The sequence below is a fragment of the Sphaerotilus uruguayifluvii genome, from assembly GCF_013294065.1.
Lineage (GTDB): Bacteria > Pseudomonadota > Gammaproteobacteria > Burkholderiales > Burkholderiaceae_C > Sphaerotilus > Sphaerotilus uruguayifluvii.
The window spans coordinates 125,274-142,090 of the sequence record NZ_JABSNM010000009.1; the positions used below are offsets into that span (position 1 = coordinate 125,274).

Here is a 16,817-nt window from a genome sequence, read left to right on the forward strand (position 1 = left end):
TCGCCATGGCCGCCACGGACACCTATGTCCATCTGCAGACCCGCCGCGCCGGCAAGCTCAAGGGCGAATGCATCGCGCCCGGGCACGAGGACGACATCGCGGTGCGCGGCTGGTCCTGGGGCGTGTCGGCGCAGACCGCGATGGGCTCGGTGCAGGCCACCGCGCGGCGCTCCTACCGCGAGCTCAGCTTCGTCAAGGGCGCCGACACCGCCAGCACCGGACTGCTGAGCGCGCTGGCGACCAACGACGAGGTCAAGGAGCTGAAGCTGACGATGCGCAAGGCCGGCGAGGGCCAGCAGGACTTCCTGCGGCTGACGCTCAAGGGCGCGCGCATCACTTCGGTCGTGCTCGACACCGGCAGCGACGGCGACGTGAGCGAGAGCGTCACCGTGGCCTTCACGAAGGTCGAGCTCGAGTACCTGCCGCAGCAGCGCAGCGGCCAGCGCGGAGCCAGTCATGTCTTCACCGACGAGGTCTGAGGCCCCGGCCGCGGCCGACGACGCGGCGCGCCGGGTCGCCGCCGGCGATCTGGCCGGCGCGCTCGCGAGCCTGCAGCAGCAGGTGCGTCGCCAGCCGGCCGATGCCCGGCTGCGCATCTTCCTGTTCCAGCTGCTGGTGCTGCTGCGCCAGTGGCCGCGCGCGGCCCAGCAGCTGGTGCTGTGCGGCGAGCTCGATGCCGGTGCGCTGGCGATGGTGGCGACCTGCCGCGAGGCGCTGCAGGCCGAGCAGGTGCGCGAGGCGGTGATGAGCGGTCGCACCACGCCGCTGGTCTTCGGCGAGCCGCCGGCCTGGGTCGGCCTGCTGGCCGAGGCGCTGGCGGCCGACGGCCGTGGCGACGTGGCGGTCGCGGCCGTCCTGCGTGCCCGGGCGCTCGAGCAGGCGCCGGCCTGCAGCGGCACGCTCGACGGCCGGCCCTTCGCGTGGCTGGCCGACGCCGATTCGCGCCTGGGGCCGGTGCTGGAGGTGATGATGCGCGGCCGCTACGGCTGGCTGCCGCTGCAGGCGCTGCGCCGGATCGAGATCGACGCGCCCGAGGACCTGCGCGATCTGGTGTGGCTGCCGGCGCGGCTGACCTTCGTGTCCGGCGGCGAGACGGTCGCGCTGCTGCCGGTGCGCTACGCACCCGATGCGGATGCGGACAGCGAGGGCGAGGGCGGCGATCCGGCCGCGCTGCGCGACGCGCGGCGGCTGGCGCGTCGCACCGACTGGATCGCGCTGGCGCCGCAGCACCAGCCCGACCAGTTCCGCGGTCTGGGCCAGCGCCTGCTCTGCACCGAGGCCGAGGAGTGCGGCCTGCTGGAGGTGCGCGAGATCGTGATCGACGCGCCGGCAGGCGAGCGCGAAGGCGAGGGCGAGGGTGGGGACGAGGGCCATGGCGATGCTTCCCGCTGACGGATCCGGCCTGGAGCGGGCGGCCGACCGGCTGCAGCCGGCGCTGCTCGACCGGCTGGTCGACGACGCGCCGCAGCAGCCGCGTGACGCGGCCGACGGTCGCATCGTCGGCCCTGCGCAGCTGCGCCGCGCGGTGCTGCGCGACCTGGGCTGGCTGCTCAATGCCACCTGCCTGCTCGACGATGCGCACAGGCGCCGCTATCCGTGGCTGGCGCAGTCGGTGCTGAACTTCGGGCTGCCGCCGCTGGCCGGCCAGCTGGCCTCGCGCATCGACGTGCCGCTGATGGAGCGCACGCTGCGCCAGGTGCTGCTGAGCTTCGAGCCGCGGCTGGTCGAGGAGACGCTGACGGTGCGTGCGCTCGAGGCGGCCTCGGTGCTGGAGACGCACAACATCATCGAGTTCGAGATCCGCGGCCACCTGTGGGCGCAGCCGGTGCCGCTGGAGCTGCTGCTGCGCACCCGCATGGACCTGGAGGCCGGCCAGATCGAGGTGCGCGAGAGCACGCGCAGCGCGCTGCCGCCCGGGAGGCCCTGATGGATCCGGGCCTGCTGCGCCGCTACAACGAGGAGCTGGCCCATCTGCGCGAGGTCGGCAGCGAGTTCGCGCGGGCCTATCCGAAGATCGCCGGGCGGCTGACGATGAGCGGCCTGGAGGTCGCCGATCCGTATGTCGAGCGGCTGCTCGAGGGCTTCGCCTTCCTGGCCGCGCGGGTCCAGCTGCATGTCGATGCGGAGTACCCGCGCTTCGTGCAGCACCTGCTGGAGGTGGTGCAGCCGGGCTTCGTCGCGCCGGTGCCGAGCATGGCGATCGTGCGCATGCTGCCCGACCTGCTCGATCCGGCGCTGGCGGCCGGACCGGTGGTGCCGCGCGGCAGCGCATTGCTGAGCGAGGAGGTGCGCGGCCAGGCGACCCGCTGCGAGTTCCGCACCGCGCACGAGGTGCAGCTGTGGCCGCTGGAGATCGTCGAGGTGCGCTGCTTCAGCCATGCGGCCGACCTGCCGCTGCACCGGCTGCCGCTTGACCGGCCGGTGCGTGGCGGCCTGCGCATCCGGCTGCGCAGCCACGGCCCGGCGCTGCGCGATCTGCCGATCGAGCGCCTGAGCTTCCATGTCTGCGCGCCCGACGAGACGGCACTGCGGCTGCACGAGCGGGTCTGCGGGCCGGTGCTCGGCAGCTGGGTGGCGCCGCCGGCCGGCCAGGACCCGCGCCGCGGCTGGCGCGATGCCGGCTCGGTGCGGCCGCAGGGCTTCGACGACGACGAGGCGCTGCTGCCCGAGACGCTGCGCGGCTTCTCCGGCCACCGGCTGCTGCAGGAGTTCGCCGCGATGCCGCAGCGGCTGCTGTTCTTCGCGGTCGAGCAGCTGCGCGAGCGCCTCGCGGCGGTCGAAGGCCAGGAGGCCGAGCTGTTCATCCTGTCGGCGCGTGCCGATCCGGGGCTGGAGCCGCTGGTCGACCGCCAGGCGCTGGCGCTGGGCTGCACGCCGGTGATCAACCTGTTCCCGAAGCGGCTCGACCGCATCGCGCTGCTGCCCTCGCGCTGGGAGCATCCGGTCGTGCCGGACCGCACCCGGCCGCTGGACTTCGAGGTCCACACCCTCGACGAGGTGATCGGCCACGGCACCGGCGCGCAGTCGCAGCAGCTCTTCCTGCCGCTCTATGCGGTGCCGCACGCGCTCGAGGGGCGCCACGAGGCCTGGTACACCGTGCGCCGCGAGCCGCGCCAGCTCTCCGAGCGCCAGCGCAGCCAGGGCACGCGCAGTGCCTGGATCGGCACCGAATGCTTCCTGTCGCTGGTCGACGCGGCCCAGGCGCCGTATGCGCAGGACCTGCGCCAGCTCTCGGTGCGGGCCTGGGTCAGCAACCGCGATCTGCCGCTGCTGCTGCCCGGCGCCGGGACCGGGGGCGGCATCACCGGGCTGTGGTCGCTCGACACGCCGGGGCCGGTGCGCCGCATCGAGACGCTGCGCGGGCCGACCCGGCCGGTGCAGCGCCTGCCGCGCGGCGAGGAGGGCTGGTCGCTGGTGCGGCTGCTGGCGCTGAACCATCTGTCGCTGGCCGGCGAGGATCCGGCCCGGGCCGCGGCGACGCTGCGCGCGCTGCTGCGCCTGTTCGGCCCCGACGGCGAGGCCGGCTGGCAGCGCTGGGTCGACGGACTGCTGGGCGTGCAGGCCCGCACCGTCACCCGCCGGCTGCCGCAGGCCGGGCCGCTGACCTTCGGCAGCGGCGCGGAGGTCGTGCTCGAGGTCGACGACAGCGCCTTCCAGGGCGGCAGCGCCTTCCTGTTCGGCAGCGTGCTCGAGCGCTACCTGGCGCGCCATGCGGCGATCAACAGCTTCGTGACGACCCGGCTCCTGTCCTCGCGCCGCGGCGAGATCATGGCCTGGCCGCCGCGCTGCGGCACCGGAGCGCTGCTGTGAAGCCCGATCCCGATCCGGATCCGGCGCTGCAGCCCTGGTCGCACGACTTCTTTGCGCTGCTGCGCCGCATCCAGGCCGAGCGGTCGGATCTGCCGCCGCTGGGCACCGCGCTGCGGCCGGCGGGCGAGCCGCTGCGGCTGGGTCAGGATGTCGAGCTCGACTTCGCGCCGGCGGCGCTGTCGTCGTGGCGGATGAGCGAGCTCACCGGCGTGCCGCGGCTGGGCGTGCGCTTCTTCGGCCTGTTCGGGCCGATGGGGCCGATGCCGCTGCACCTGACCGAGTTCGTGCGCGAGCGCGAGCACCAGGCCGGCGACAGCGCGCCGGCGCGCTTCGCCGACATCTTCCATCACCGCGCGCTGCTGCTGTTCTTCCGCGCCTGGGCCCAGGCCCAGCCGACGGTGCAGCGCGACCGGCCGGGCCAGGATGTCTTCGCGCGCCAGGCGGGTGCGCTCGGCGGGCTGGCGCCGCCCGGCACGCCCTCGGGCGACAGCCTGCCCGACGATCTGCGCCGGCATCTGCTCGGGCACCTGCTGCACGGGCCGCGCCATGCCGAGGGCCTGCGCAAGATGATCGCCGCGCACTTCGGCCTGCCGGTGCGCATCGAGTCGCATGCCGGGCACTGGATGACGCTGCACCCGCAGGACCGCACCCGGCTGCGTCCGCTGGCCGGCGCCGGCTCGCGCAACCGGCTCGGCGTCGATGTCGTCGCCGGCAGCCGGGTCTGGGATCGGCAGTACCGGTTCCGCGTCCATCTGGGTCCGCTGGGCTGGGCCGACTACGAGCGCTTCCTGCCCGGCACGCCGGCGCTGCGTGCGCTGCATGACCTGGTCGCCTGCTTCGTCGGGCCGTCGCTGCGCTGGGAAATCCGTCCGGCGCTGCGCGGCGCCGAGGTGCCGCCGCTGCGGCTGACCGGGCGCGGCGGCCGGCTCGGGCTGAGCACCTGGCTGGGCCGGCGCGGCCCCCATCCGGACCGCGCCGACCTGCGCCTCTCTTCCGATCGACGCCTCTCTCCGGGAGATCCTGTCCATGTCTGAGATCAGCCGTGCCGCGCTGTTCGGCAAGCTCGACCCGCTGGCCTACAAGGCCATCGAGGGCGCGACCGTGTTCTGCAAGCTGCGCGGCAATCCGCATGTGATGCTGGAGCACTGGTTCTCGCAGCTGCTGAACCTGCCCGACAGCGACCTGCACCGCATCCTGCGCCATTTCCAGGTGGACGCCGGGCGGCTGGCCTCGGACCTGGGCAGCGCGCTCGAGCGCCTGCCGCGGGGCGCCAGCACCATTTCCGACATCGAGGAGGCGGTCGGCGACGCGGTCGAGCGCGCCTGGGTCTATGCCTCGCTGAAGTTCGGCGCCACGCAGGTGCGCACCGGCCACCTGCTGTTCGGTCTGCTCAAGACCGAGCGGCTGGCGCGGCGGCTGCAGTCGATCAGCCGGCAGTTCGACCGTGTCGACGTCAACCGCCTCGGCGCCGAGCTGGCGCAGATCGTCGCCGGCTCGCCCGAGGAGGCCGCCAGCACCATCGACACGCCCGACGCCGCCCCCGGCGAGGCCAGCGGCGCGATCGCCCCGGCGGCGATGGGAAAGCAGGAGGCGCTGAAGAAGTTCGCCGTCAGCCTGACCGACAAGGCGCGCGCCGGCGAGCTCGATCCGGTCACCGGCCGCGACGAGGAGATCCGCCAGATCGTCGACATCCTGATGCGCCGGCGCCAGAACAACCCGATCCTGACCGGCGAGGCGGGCGTGGGCAAGACCGCGGTGGTCGAGGGCTTCGCGCAGCGGCTGGTGCAGGGCGACGTGCCGCCGCAGCTGCAGGACGTGGACCTGATGGCGCTCGACATCGGCCTGCTGCAGGCCGGCGCCAGCATGAAGGGCGAGTTCGAGAGCAGGCTGCGCGCGGTGATCGACGAGGTCCAGGCCTCGCCCAAGCCGATCATCCTGTTCATCGACGAGGCGCACACGCTGATCGGCGCGGGCGGTGCGGCCGGCACGGGCGACGCGGCCAACCTGCTGAAACCGGCGCTGGCGCGCGGCAGGCTGCGCACCATCGCCGCGACCACCTGGGCCGAGTACAAGAAGCACATCGAGAAGGACCCGGCGCTGACGCGGCGCTTCCAGGTCGTGCAGGTGCCCGAGCCGGACGAGGCGAAGGCGGTCCACATGCTGCGCGGTGTGGCCACCGTGCTGGAGCACCACCACCGCGTCGTGCTGCTCGACGAGGCGATCGAGGCGGCGGTCAAGCTCTCGCACCGCTACATTCCGGCGCGCCAGCTGCCGGACAAGGCGGTCAGCCTGCTCGACACCGCCTGCGCGCGCGTCGCGGTCAGCCAGCACGCCACGCCCCCGGCGCTGGAGGACAGTCGGCGCCGGCTGGAGGCGCTGCAGGTCGAGCGGGACATCGTCGAGCGCGAGGCGGCGATCGGCATCGACGTGAGCGCCCGCCGCACCCGCCTGGCCGCGGCGATCGAGGCCGAGCAGGCGCGCCAGGCCGAGCTGGGCGAGCGCTTCGGCCAGGAGAAGGCGCTGGTCGACCGCGTGCTGGCGCTGCGGGCGCGGCTGCGCGCGCAGCCCGGCGATCCGGCCGGAGCGCCGGACGGCGCCGCCCCCGTCGCGCCGCCGACCGAGGCCGAGCGCGCCGACGCGGTCGCCGAGCTGCAGGCGCTGCAGGCCGAGCTGACGCAGCTGCAGGGCGACGCACCGCTGATCCTGCCCACCGTCGACGAGCAGGCGGTGGCCGCGGTGGTGCAGGACTGGACCGGCATTCCCGTCGGCCGCATGGTCCGCAACGAGGTGCAGGCGGTGCTGGCGCTGGCCGACACGCTCAACCGGCGCGTCATCGGCCAGAAGCACGCGCTGGACATGATCGCCCGGCGCATCCAGACCTCGCGCGCGCGGCTGGACAACCCGAACAAGCCGATCGGCGTCTTCCTGCTGGCCGGCACCTCGGGCGTCGGCAAGACCGAGACGGCGCTGGCGCTGGCCGAGGCGCTCTACGGCGGCGAGCAGAACGTCATCACCATCAACATGAGCGAGTTCCAGGAGGCGCACACCGTCTCCACGCTCAAGGGCGCGCCGCCGGGCTATGTCGGCTACGGCGAGGGCGGCGTGCTGACCGAGGCGGTGCGGCGGCGGCCGTACAGCGTCGTGCTGCTCGACGAGGTCGAGAAGGCGCATCCGGACGTGCACGAGCTGTTCTTCCAGGTCTTCGACAAGGGCTGGATGGAAGATGGGGAAGGGCGCGACATCGACTTCCGCAACACCATCATCCTGCTGACCAGCAACGTCGGCAGCGACCTGATCATGGGCCTGTGCCGCGACCCGGAGCTGACGCCCGAGCCCGAGGCGATCGCGCAGGCCCTGCGCGAGCCGCTGCTGAAGGTCTTCCCGGCGGCCCTGCTCGGGCGTCTGGTGACGATTCCCTACTACCCGCTGTCGGACGCGATGCTCGCCGAGATCGTGCGGCTGCAGCTCGGCCGCATCGCCCGCCGGGTGCGGGACAACCACGGCATTCCCTTCGAGTACGACGAATCGGTCGTCCGCCTGGTCGTCTCGCGCTGCACCGAGGCCGAGTCGGGCGGCCGTGTCATCGACGCCATCCTGACCAACACGGTGCTGCCGCGGATTTCGGTGGAGTACCTGACGCGGCTGGCGCAGGGGCAGGCGCTGGCATCGATCCGTCTGGGGGTCGATGCGGGTGATTTCATCTATCGGTTTTCCTGATCGTCATCGATCGATTTTCAAGGGGGTCCACATGGGTGCCATCTGCTGGCCGCTGGTGTCGAACGTGATTCGTCGCAACAGCAACTCTCACACGTTCGGCTGGGTCAGGAAGTACGCGGACGGAACGCCCAAGCCGCATCAGGGCTGGGATTTTTATGCCGTGCCATCCACGCCGTGCTATGCGATCTCGGACGGAAAGGTCGTCTATGCGTCAGACAATGGTGCCTTGGGGCTGATGCTGATGGTCCAGTTCGATCATGGCGGGCAGTCTCTGTACGCGGGCTACGCGCATCTGCAGCAGATTCTGGTCAAGATGGGGGACACAGTCACCATGAAGCAGAAGGTGGCCTTGACCGGAAACAGCGGCAATGCGTCTTCCATGACGGGGCTGGATCAGCATCTGCACTTCGAAATTCGCACGATGCCATTTCCGGGCAAGGGGCTGGCGGGCCGGATCAGTCCATTGCAAATCTTCGGCAAGTGTCCTCTTCTCGATCCGATCATGGAAACCATGCAATGAGAAAGCTGGGCTCGGTTGCTGTCATGGGAATGTTGATGGGGTTCTGCTGCGGAGCCAGCGCGCTGGAACTGGCGGCGGCGCCTGATTGCAAGATTCTCCAGGAGTCAGGTGTCATGGCCGACGGCCAGGGGGGGCAGCGTCACAGGCTGGTGCTCGGTGAATGCAAGACGGTGCTGCGTGCATGGCTGGTGGACACCGGGGCCGTCAGTGCGCCTTTGGGTCCGGGCAAGGTCCTGGACGTGCACGAGTTCGGAAATGTCCGGACCGGCCTCAGTCTCGACTTGTCAGCGGGAAACTGTTCGATCGGGCATCAGCCTCTCAAGCAGACCGTGCTGCTGCTCGCCACCTGGCGAGGCCGGAAAGAGATACGCAGGGGCAGCGGCATCGAGGAGGTCTGGCGAGCCGACATGAAAAGCCGCAAGCTGGTCGCGGTCGAGACGGCAAGAATGGTTTGCCGCGAAGACGAACCTTGATCACACGGACCAGATGACTTTCGTCGCTTTACGCCCCCCGCGCGCTGTTCGACGATGGACTGACCATGGCGCCGCCGATCGTCTTCCACTGCCCGCTGCCCCCCGCCGATCTGCTCTTCGAGTCGATGAGCGTCGAGGCGGGGCTGGGGCGCATCGGGGAGATGCGGCTGCATCTGCTGAGCCTGAAGCCGGATCTGGCGCCTGACGACCTGCTCGGGCAGCCGGTGCGGGTGGAGCTGGTGCTGCGCGATGGCAGCCTGCGGCACTGGAGCGGGCACTGCATCCGCTTCGGGCTGGGCAAGCCGAGCGGGCGGCACTACGGCTACGACATGACGGTGCGGCCCTGGCCCTGGTTCCTGACCCGCACCAGCGACTGCCGCATCTTCCAGGACCTCTCGGTGCCGGACATCGTCAGGCAGGTGCTGGCCGACCATGCGGTGGCGAAGACGGATTTCAGGCTCTTCCGCAGCTATGCCCCGCGGGGCTACTGCGTGCAGTACCGCGAGAGCGACTTCGACTTCATCGCCCGGCTGCTCGAACAGGAGGGCATCAGCTGGTTCTTCCAGCATGACGCCGGCGGCGCGACCCTGGTGCTGGTCGATGCGGCCGGGGCGCATGATCCGGCGCCCGGGGCCGAGCGCATCGCCTACTACGACGTGCCGGGCCAGGCGCCGCCGGACGTCGACTGCCTGTGGGACTGGAGCTTCAGCCACGGCGTGCGCACCGGGCGCATCGCGCTGACCGACTACGACTTCGAGCGCCCGTCGGCCAGCCTGCGGGTCAGCCGGGAGCGCAGCCGCAGCCACGAGCAGGCCGACCTCGAGCGCTTCGACTATCCCGGGCTCTACCGGGTGACCGGCGACGGCGAGCAGTACGCCGACAACCGCCTCGACGAGCAGCAGGCCCGCCATGCCGGCGCCCGAGGCACGACCAGCGCGCAGTCGCTGGCCGAGGGCTGCCGCTTCACGCTCGAGCGCCATCCGCGCGACGACCAGAACACCGACTACCTCGTCACCGCGATCCGCACCCGGCTGCACCTCGATGCCTACGAATCCGGCAGCACCGGCGGCACCGAGCTGAGCAGCCAGATCGAGGTCATCCCGCATGCCCAGCAGTTCCGCCCGCCGCGCCTGACCCCGAAGCCCTTCGTGCAGGGCCCGCAGACCGCGGTCGTCGTCGGCCCGGCCGGCGAGGAGATCCACACCGACAAGTACGGCCGTGTCAAGGTGCAGTTCCACTGGGACCGCTACGGCAGGAAGAACGAGAAGAGCTCGTGCTGGATCCGCGTCTCGCACCCGTGGGCGGGAAAGAACTTCGGCGCCATCCACATCCCGCGCATCGGCCAGGAGGTGGTGGTGAGCTTTCTCGAAGGCGACCCGGACCAGCCGCTGATCACCGGGCGGGTCTACAACGCCGAGCAGATGCCGCCGTGGGACCTGCCGGCGAACATGACGCAGAGCGGGATCCTGACGCGCTCATCGAAGGGCGGCGGCTACGCCAATGCCAACGCGATCCGGTTCGAGGACAAGAAAGGCGCCGAGCAGCTGTGGATCCATGCCGAGAAGAACCAGGACATCGAGGTCGAGAACGACGAGACGCACTGGGTCGGGCATGACCGCAGCAAGACCATCGACCACGACGAGACGGTGCTGGTGAAGAACGACCGCACCGAGACGGTGGGGCGGCACGAGACGATCGCGATCGGGGTCAACCGGACCGAGACGGTCGGCTCGAACGAGACCATCACGATCGGCGCGAACCGGACCGAGACCGTCGGGGCTAACGAGACGATCACCATCGGCGCCAGCCGCACGATCACGGTGGCCGCCAGCGAGACGGCGACGGTGGCGCTGCAGCGCACTCACACCGTCGGCATCAACGAGACGATCGCCATCGGCGCGGCACAGGAGATCGCCATCGGCGCGATGCAGGTGGTGGCGGTCGGCGCCAGCCAGTCGACCTCGGTGGGCGGCAGCCAGAGCACGTCCGTCAGCGCGAACCGCAGCGTCGAGGTGGGCGGCAATCAGAGCACCGCGGTCGGCAAGGGCCGCAGCGCCCAGGTCGGCAACGACGATGCGGTCAAGGTGGGCAAGAACTTCGTTCTTGATGCGGGCGACTCGATCACGCTGAAGACCGGCAGCGCCAGCATCACGATGAAGAAGGACGGGACGATCGTTCTCAAGGGCAAGGACATCACGATCGATGGCTCGGGCAAGGTCAATGTCAAGGCCAGCGGGGACATCGTGATGAAGGGATCGAAGATCCTGCAGAACTGAGGGACGCTCATGAGTGCAGTGGATACAGCGGAGATCGACGCGGTCCAGGAGGCGGCCTCACCCCCCCTACAGGGCGTGTGGGTGGGCGAATTGCTGGCGGTGGCACCTGATGAGGACATGACGGCGCTGGTGCTGATGCCCGCGGTGCGGTCCGGGGCGGTTCTCCGTGCACGCAGCACGGTGGATCTGCATGGCGCGCACATCGGGCATCAGGTCGTGGTGATGTTCGAGCAGGGCGATGCGGACCGACCCATCGTCATGGGTGTGATCAGAGGCCGGCCGGGCTGGCCATTGCCGACCCCGCCCGCTCAGGTCGAGGTGGATGCCGACGGTGACCGGATGGTGGTGCAGGCGCGCGAGCAACTGGTGCTGCGCTGCGGGAAGGCGAGCATCACCTTGACCAAGGCAGGCAAGGTGCTGATCCAGGGCGCCTACGTGTCCAGTCGGTCCAGCGGCGTGAACCGGATCAAGGGCGGCTCGGTGCAGCTCAACTGAATTCACCGACAAGGCCGCTTCGCCCATGGAACTGATCAATTCCACTCGCATGCTGGCCGGCTACAACCTGGGGCTGGCGCCGAGCGGGCGGGAGTCGCTGGTGGTGGTGATCAAGGGCACCTTCGTGCTGCCGAAGCCGGACGAGGCGGTGCGGCTGCACGATCAGCAACTGCCGCTGGTGATGGCCGACACGTTCACGGGGGCGCCGGGTCTGTCCGCGCCAGTCCATGAGGTCGATTTCGCTCCATGCAAGCCGGCCTGCGATGTTCTGCTTGTCGGCAGCGCCCACGCACCGCAAGGCCGCCCGACCCATCGCACTGACGTGATCCTGCGCGTCGGGCCGATGCTCAAGCGCTTCGATGTCGTCGGCGACCGCGTCTGGCAGGCGGGGCTCACCGGCATCCGCGTGTCCGACCCGCAGGCGTTCGTGCGACAGCCGATCTCGTATGACGTGGCGTTCGGTGGCGTCGATCAGGCGTCCGAGGATCCGGCGGATCACGATGCCTACATGGCCAATCCGGTCGGTCGCGGCTTTCACCGGCACCTGAAGACCGACTGGGTCGATGGCCGGCCGCTGCCGAACACGGAGGTCATCGGGCAACCGGTCCAGTGGCCGACCGACGCCTATGCGCCGATGGCGTTCGGACCGCTCGGGCGGGGCTGGTCGTCGCGGTCGGTGTTTGCCGGCACCTATGACCAGCACTGGCTGGACCACGAGTTTCCTTTCCTGCCGCATGACTTCGACGAGCGCTATTTCCAGGCTGCGCCGCTCGATCAGCAGATTCCCCACAGCCGCACGCCGATGGAGGTCGCGATGCGCCACCTGACGCCCGACGGCCTGCGCCATTTCGTGCTGCCGCACTTCGACGCGCCGGTGCATGTGTTCCCGAAGAAAGGCGAGCGGGAGGACTACCTCGCCACGCTCGACACCCTCGTGTTCGAGCCGGACCAGGAGCGTTTCACGATGACATGGCGAGTCAACCGGCCGCTCAAGCGCAACCTGTTCGAGGTCGCGCAGGTGCTGGTGGGCAAGAAGGGCCGCGAGTGGTGGCAGCAGCGCGAGCAGGTGGCGTTCCCGATCCCGGTCGTGATGGTGCCGATGCCACGCGAGCCCGAGGAGACCACGGGATGAGCGCTCCTTCGCATGGGCAGCCCCTGGCGATCGGCCGCACCGGGCTGGTCACGTCGGTCGGGCTGAGTGCGCCGGCTGCGTGTGCCGCCATCCGCGCCAAGCTGACCAACCCGAGCGAGACACGCTTCATCGACTCGCATGGCGAGTGGATCATGGCGCACCAGGTGCCGCTCGACGCGCCGTGGCGGGGCCGTACCAAGCTGGTGAAGATGGCGGCGCTGGCGGTGGACGAGGTGCTGGTGGAGGTGCCGCGGGTGGCGTGGGCGGGCCTGCCGCTGCTGCTGTGCGTGGCCGAGGCGGACCGGCCGGGGCGGCTGGACGGGCTGGATGACCTGCTGTTCACCGAGTTGCAGGCCGAACTGGACACGCGCTTTCACCCGGCGTCGGTGGTGGTCGCACACGGGCGGGTGGCGGTGGCGGTGGCGCTGCTCAAGGCGCGGGCGCTGATCTGGCAGGGCGGTTTCGAGCAGGTGCTGATTGCCGCGACCGACAGCCTGCTGACCTGGCCGACGCTCAGCCATTACGAGCGCGAAGACCGGCTGCTCACGCCGACCAACTCGAACGGGTTCATGCCGGGCGAGGGAGCGGGGGCCTTGCTGGTGCGGCGACCGGCCGAGGGGGACGAACTGATCGTGTCCGGCCTGGGTTTCGGCGTCGAGAAGGCGCACCTCACCTCGGACGAACCGCTGCGTGCCGAGGGCCTGTCGACGGCGATCAAGGCGGCGCTGGCCGAGGCGGGCGTGGCGATGCACGACATGGATTTCCGCATCACTGATCTGTCCGGCGAGCAGTTCTATTTCAAGGAGGCGGCGCTGGCCCTGTCGCGCACGCTGCGCCAGCGCAAGGAGGAATTTGACCTCTGGCACCCGGCGGAATGCACGGGCGAGCCGGGCGCGGTGGCGGGGGTGTCGATCCTGGCGCTGGCGGACGCGGCCTGCCGCAAGCGCTACACCAAAGGCCCGGCGATCGTCGCGCACATGGGCAACGATGCGGGCCAGCGGGCGGCGCTGACCTTGCACTGGCGGGGGCGCTGATGGCCAATCAGGTGTTTGCCAATGGAATGGAGGTGTCCTGCAAGGCGGCCGATGGCAAGTCGATCTGCGCGTTTCCGGATGTGTGCTTCACGCCGCCGCAGACGCCCGCGACGCCGCCGGGAGTGCCGATCCCGTATCCGAACACCGGACTGGCCTCGGACACGAGCGACGGCTCGACCACGGTGAAGATCTCCGGGCAGGAGGTGATGCTCAAGAACAAGAGTTATTTCAAAAAGAGCACGGGGGATGAGGCGGGGTGCGCGCCGATGAAGGGGGTGGTGACGCACAAGATCACGGGGAAGGTTTACTTCACGGCATGGTCGATGGATGTGAAGGTGGAGGGGGAGAATGTCGTCCGGCACCTAGACCTGACCACCCATAACCACGGGTCCACGGCCAATGAAGGCATTCCATTTCCGCATCTCGACCAGATGTTTGTCGGCGGGTCTTCGTGCCAGAGCATCTTTGCCGCCGAGCACATCAATGTTCATCGGCATGGCAGCAAGAATTGCCCGGATGGCTACGAATCCGATCATATTCTGCAAAATGCCTGCTTCGAGAACAGCCGAGGCGGCGGTGGCATAACTTCCTGCCCAAAATACAAGGTGAATGACGCTCCGTGCATCTGCCTGAAAGGGGCCAGCACGGATGCCGGGACGCAACATTACAAAAAGACGCAGGCCCAGGTTTCCATGCAAAGAAAATGGAAAGGCAGCAAGAGCGTTTCCTACCAGGCCGTGCGGGACGCCAACCTGAAAGCTGTTGCGGATTCCCGATCAACTCAGCCAAGCGACGCGGCCAAATCGTGTTTGAAAATGGTGGTAGACCATTATTTCAAGGAATATTTGGAGCTGGCGGATGGGGATCCTGTGCGTGTTCCACGCAGCGGGAAATTCCGGCGCCCGCCGGGCATGGCTAGGTGAATGGAGCAGCGTATGGCAAGTCAGGACGAGAACGATGCTGGCCAAGATGGCTGGACGTGGACCGCAGCGCCGGCGATCCCGCTGGAGGATGGTGGTCTGCTGGTCAAACTGCTGGCGTACGACGGGGAGTTTCCTGTGTCCTATGTTTACGAGCATAGCGGTGTGCATGGCGAACCCGTCCTGCTGTACGACGTGGATACGTGGCTGTCCGACCTGTGGCTGGCACCTGATGGAACCCTTTTGGCCGCCGGTGAAGCGGGGCAATTGCATGTCCGTACCGGGACGCGGTGGCGGGTGCTCCAGTCGCCGACCGAAGGAATGCTGACGGGGGTCTGGGCGGATGAGAATTCCGTGTGCTACATCGCGTCGGAGGAGGGGTTGATGCGTTATCAGCGGGGCCAGTTTGCCCTTTTGGCATCGGGACCCGACCTGTTCGTGGAAGCCGTGCGGGGGACGGTGGACGGCCATCGACTATATGCGATCGGGCGGGCCGGCCTGTTCCTGTACACCCACGGGGGAAATTGGGTCCGGGACCATTTGCCGACGAATGTCAATTTGAATGGAGTCTGCGTGGCCGCTGACGGCACGGTCCATGTCGTTGGTGACGCAGGGGTCGTGCTGTCGGGAGGGCCGGGGCAGTGGACGATTCTGGATTCTGATCTGGAGGACTGCCTAGACGTGGTCGATTTCCAGGGCGCGGTTTACGTTGGCACCAGCCAGGGGGTGTTCAAGATGCTCGATGAGGCCTTGGTGCCCGTGCTGCCGGGGGTTGCCGCCTTGCGGTTGCGGGTGTGTTCCGGCTATCTATGCGTGTCCGGGGGGCTTTCTTTTCACCGATTCGACGGCGTGGCCTGGGACAGTCGCCATTACATCGTCGGTTCCTGACGCCTTCGGATGCCCGCGCGGATCGCCACCATGCCCGTGCCCGCGACCATGGACGTTGCCGGTCGGCCAGCCATCCTTCCGGTGCTCTGGTCGACCATAGAGGAGGCGTGCTGGCTGTTGCAGGCCCGCTGGGCGGCGACGCGAGCGCCGCATACCAGGCTGCGGCATGTTCGGCGCATCGACGAGCGCCTGATGGCGCATCTGGAAGTCCTGGCGGTGGCCAAGACGACGCCTGCAGGCGCTGCCGGCGTCCGGCAGGCGCTGCAATCGGACCCCGGGCCCACGGCCGGTGCGATCTTCACCGGTGCCATTCAATGCTTGGAGGCCCAGGACCGGCCGGGCTTGAACGGTTTGTTTGCGGTGGCGGCGCTGCAGGATGTGTCGGACGAGGCTGAACGCGGCCTCATCGGCGCCTTTGGCTGGGTGGCTCCCCCAGCCCTCCAGGGCACGATCCGTGTTTTGCTGGCCTCCACCGAGCCGTTGCAGCGCTGCGTGGCCCTGGCGGCCTGTGCCATGCACCGCGTCGACCCGGGTCCTGCGCTGGACGCGGCCTGCACCGCCGAGGACGATGCCCTGCGTGCCCGTGCGTTCCGCGTGGCAGGGGAGGTGGGACGGGTGGAGTTGTTGCCGCTGCTGCAGGCGGCCGTCAGCCGAGACGGCGAGCCCGCCACGCTACGCTTCTGGGCGGCCCGCTCCGCGGTGCTGCTGGGCGGGCGGGATCCGGCGCTCGCCTGGTTGGCCACACTGGCCGAAGGCGCTGCACCTTTCAGCGACGCCGCCGCCGAACTGTCCCTGAAAGCCCTCGACCTCCCCACCGCCCACCACCACCTGCGCCACTGCGCCGCCCTGACCAAAGCCGACACCCCCGCGGCAGCCCAGGCCCGACGCCGCCTCATCCGCCGCTGCGGCATCACCGGCGATCCTCACCTCATCCCCTGGCTGATCGCCCAGATGACCGACCTGCGCCTGACCCGTCTGGCGGGCGAGGCGTTCTCGATGATCACGGGCGCCGACCTCGCCTGGCTGGACCTCGACCGCAAGCCACCCGCCGGCATCGACTTCGGTCCCAACGACGACCCCGAGGACGACAACGTCGCGATGGACGAGGACGACGGTCTGCCCTGGCCCGACCCCGACAAGGTCCAGGCGTGGTGGCAGGCGCAGCAGCACCGGTTCCCCGCCGGCCAGCGCTTCTTCGTCGGCGCGCCGCCCAGCCCCGCCCACGCGCTGAAAGTCCTGCGCGACGGCTACCAGCGCCAGCGCATCGCCGCGGCCCAGTGGGCCTGCCTGCTCACCCCCGGCACCAAGCTGTTCCCGACTGCCGCCCCCGCGTGGCGCCAGCAGCGCTGGCTGGCGGAGATGGGTTGACACCGTGTGGCATGTCCCGTCGGCCCCCACCGTGCTGTCCGGCGTCGCCGTGCTGCTGTTGCTGCTCGTGGTGGTGGACAGCCTGCGCCATCGGCGGCTGACGCTCGCCGCACGCATCCGCCTGATGGTTGCGCTGATCTTCGCGGCCGTCGTGCTGTGGCTGCACCGGTCGGGCGCGGGTTGA

16 protein-coding genes are annotated in these 16,817 nt (G+C 69.7%); all 16 read left to right on the forward strand.

The window, feature by feature from the left end; translation table 11 throughout:
- Positions 1-5: 5 nt before the first annotated feature.
- The 16 genes from HNQ01_RS11845 to HNQ01_RS11920 all read left to right on the forward strand — a co-directional run bounded on the left by HNQ01_RS11845 (position 6) and on the right by HNQ01_RS11920 (position 16,817).
- Entirely contained in the window at positions 6-479 is a 474-nt protein-coding gene (locus tag HNQ01_RS11845; RefSeq protein WP_173805639.1) for an Hcp family type VI secretion system effector, read from the forward strand.
- The gene (locus HNQ01_RS11850; protein ID WP_173805640.1) at positions 457-1,392 is read left to right on the forward strand and encodes a type VI secretion system accessory protein TagJ; all 936 of its coding nucleotides are present in this window, start codon (positions 457-459) and stop codon (positions 1,390-1,392) included. The genes HNQ01_RS11845 and HNQ01_RS11850 overlap by 23 nt, the downstream gene beginning before the upstream one ends.
- Positions 1,379-1,927: a type VI secretion system baseplate subunit TssE gene (tssE, locus tag HNQ01_RS11855; protein ID WP_173805641.1), complete on the forward strand. Its 549-nt coding sequence runs from the start codon at positions 1,379-1,381 to the stop codon at positions 1,925-1,927. Before HNQ01_RS11850 ends, tssE begins: the two co-directional genes overlap by 14 nt.
- Entirely contained in the window at positions 1,927-3,810 is a 1,884-nt protein-coding gene (gene tssF, locus HNQ01_RS11860) for a type VI secretion system baseplate subunit TssF (protein WP_173805642.1), read from the forward strand. Before tssE ends, tssF begins: the two co-directional genes overlap by 1 nt.
- Positions 3,807-4,844 (forward strand): type VI secretion system baseplate subunit TssG, encoded by a 1,038-nt coding sequence (tssG, locus tag HNQ01_RS11865; RefSeq protein ID WP_173805643.1) that lies wholly within the window; start codon positions 3,807-3,809, stop codon positions 4,842-4,844. The genes tssF and tssG overlap by 4 nt, the downstream gene beginning before the upstream one ends.
- A complete protein-coding gene (gene tssH, locus HNQ01_RS11870) occupies positions 4,837-7,527 on the forward strand; it encodes a type VI secretion system ATPase TssH (protein WP_173805644.1) in 2,691 nt (896 codons plus the stop codon). Before tssG ends, tssH begins: the two co-directional genes overlap by 8 nt.
- Positions 7,528-7,558: 31 nt before the next feature.
- Entirely contained in the window at positions 7,559-8,047 is a 489-nt protein-coding gene (locus tag HNQ01_RS11875; RefSeq protein WP_173805645.1) for a M23 family metallopeptidase, read from the forward strand.
- Positions 8,044-8,520, forward strand: a complete 477-nt coding sequence (locus HNQ01_RS11880) for a hypothetical protein (RefSeq protein WP_173805646.1) — start codon at positions 8,044-8,046, stop codon at positions 8,518-8,520. Before HNQ01_RS11875 ends, HNQ01_RS11880 begins: the two co-directional genes overlap by 4 nt.
- A 65-nt stretch (positions 8,521-8,585) precedes the next feature.
- On the forward strand, positions 8,586-10,796 hold the full coding sequence (locus HNQ01_RS11885; protein WP_173805647.1) for a type VI secretion system Vgr family protein: 2,211 nt from the start codon (positions 8,586-8,588) through the stop codon (positions 10,794-10,796).
- Positions 10,797-10,805: 9 nt separating this feature from the next.
- The gene (locus HNQ01_RS11890) at positions 10,806-11,291 is read left to right on the forward strand and encodes a DUF6484 domain-containing protein (RefSeq protein WP_173805648.1); all 486 of its coding nucleotides are present in this window, start codon (positions 10,806-10,808) and stop codon (positions 11,289-11,291) included.
- Between the two features lie 25 nt (positions 11,292-11,316).
- Positions 11,317-12,423, forward strand: a complete 1,107-nt coding sequence (locus HNQ01_RS11895) for a DUF2169 family type VI secretion system accessory protein (protein WP_173805649.1) — start codon at positions 11,317-11,319, stop codon at positions 12,421-12,423.
- Positions 12,420-13,457 (forward strand): hypothetical protein, encoded by a 1,038-nt coding sequence (locus tag HNQ01_RS11900; protein WP_173805650.1) that lies wholly within the window; start codon positions 12,420-12,422, stop codon positions 13,455-13,457. Before HNQ01_RS11895 ends, HNQ01_RS11900 begins: the two co-directional genes overlap by 4 nt.
- The gene (locus HNQ01_RS22425; RefSeq protein ID WP_286180727.1) at positions 13,457-14,380 is read left to right on the forward strand and encodes a DUF4150 domain-containing protein; all 924 of its coding nucleotides are present in this window, start codon (positions 13,457-13,459) and stop codon (positions 14,378-14,380) included. Before HNQ01_RS11900 ends, HNQ01_RS22425 begins: the two co-directional genes overlap by 1 nt.
- A 12-nt stretch (positions 14,381-14,392) precedes the next feature.
- The gene (locus HNQ01_RS11910; RefSeq protein WP_173805651.1) at positions 14,393-15,265 is read left to right on the forward strand and encodes a WD40/YVTN/BNR-like repeat-containing protein; all 873 of its coding nucleotides are present in this window, start codon (positions 14,393-14,395) and stop codon (positions 15,263-15,265) included.
- 30 nt (positions 15,266-15,295) lie between these two features.
- On the forward strand, positions 15,296-16,633 hold the full coding sequence (locus HNQ01_RS11915; protein ID WP_173805652.1) for a TIGR02270 family protein: 1,338 nt from the start codon (positions 15,296-15,298) through the stop codon (positions 16,631-16,633).
- A gap of 31 nt (positions 16,634-16,664) precedes the next feature.
- Positions 16,665-16,817, forward strand: a complete 153-nt coding sequence (locus HNQ01_RS11920) for a hypothetical protein (protein ID WP_173805653.1) — start codon at positions 16,665-16,667, stop codon at positions 16,815-16,817.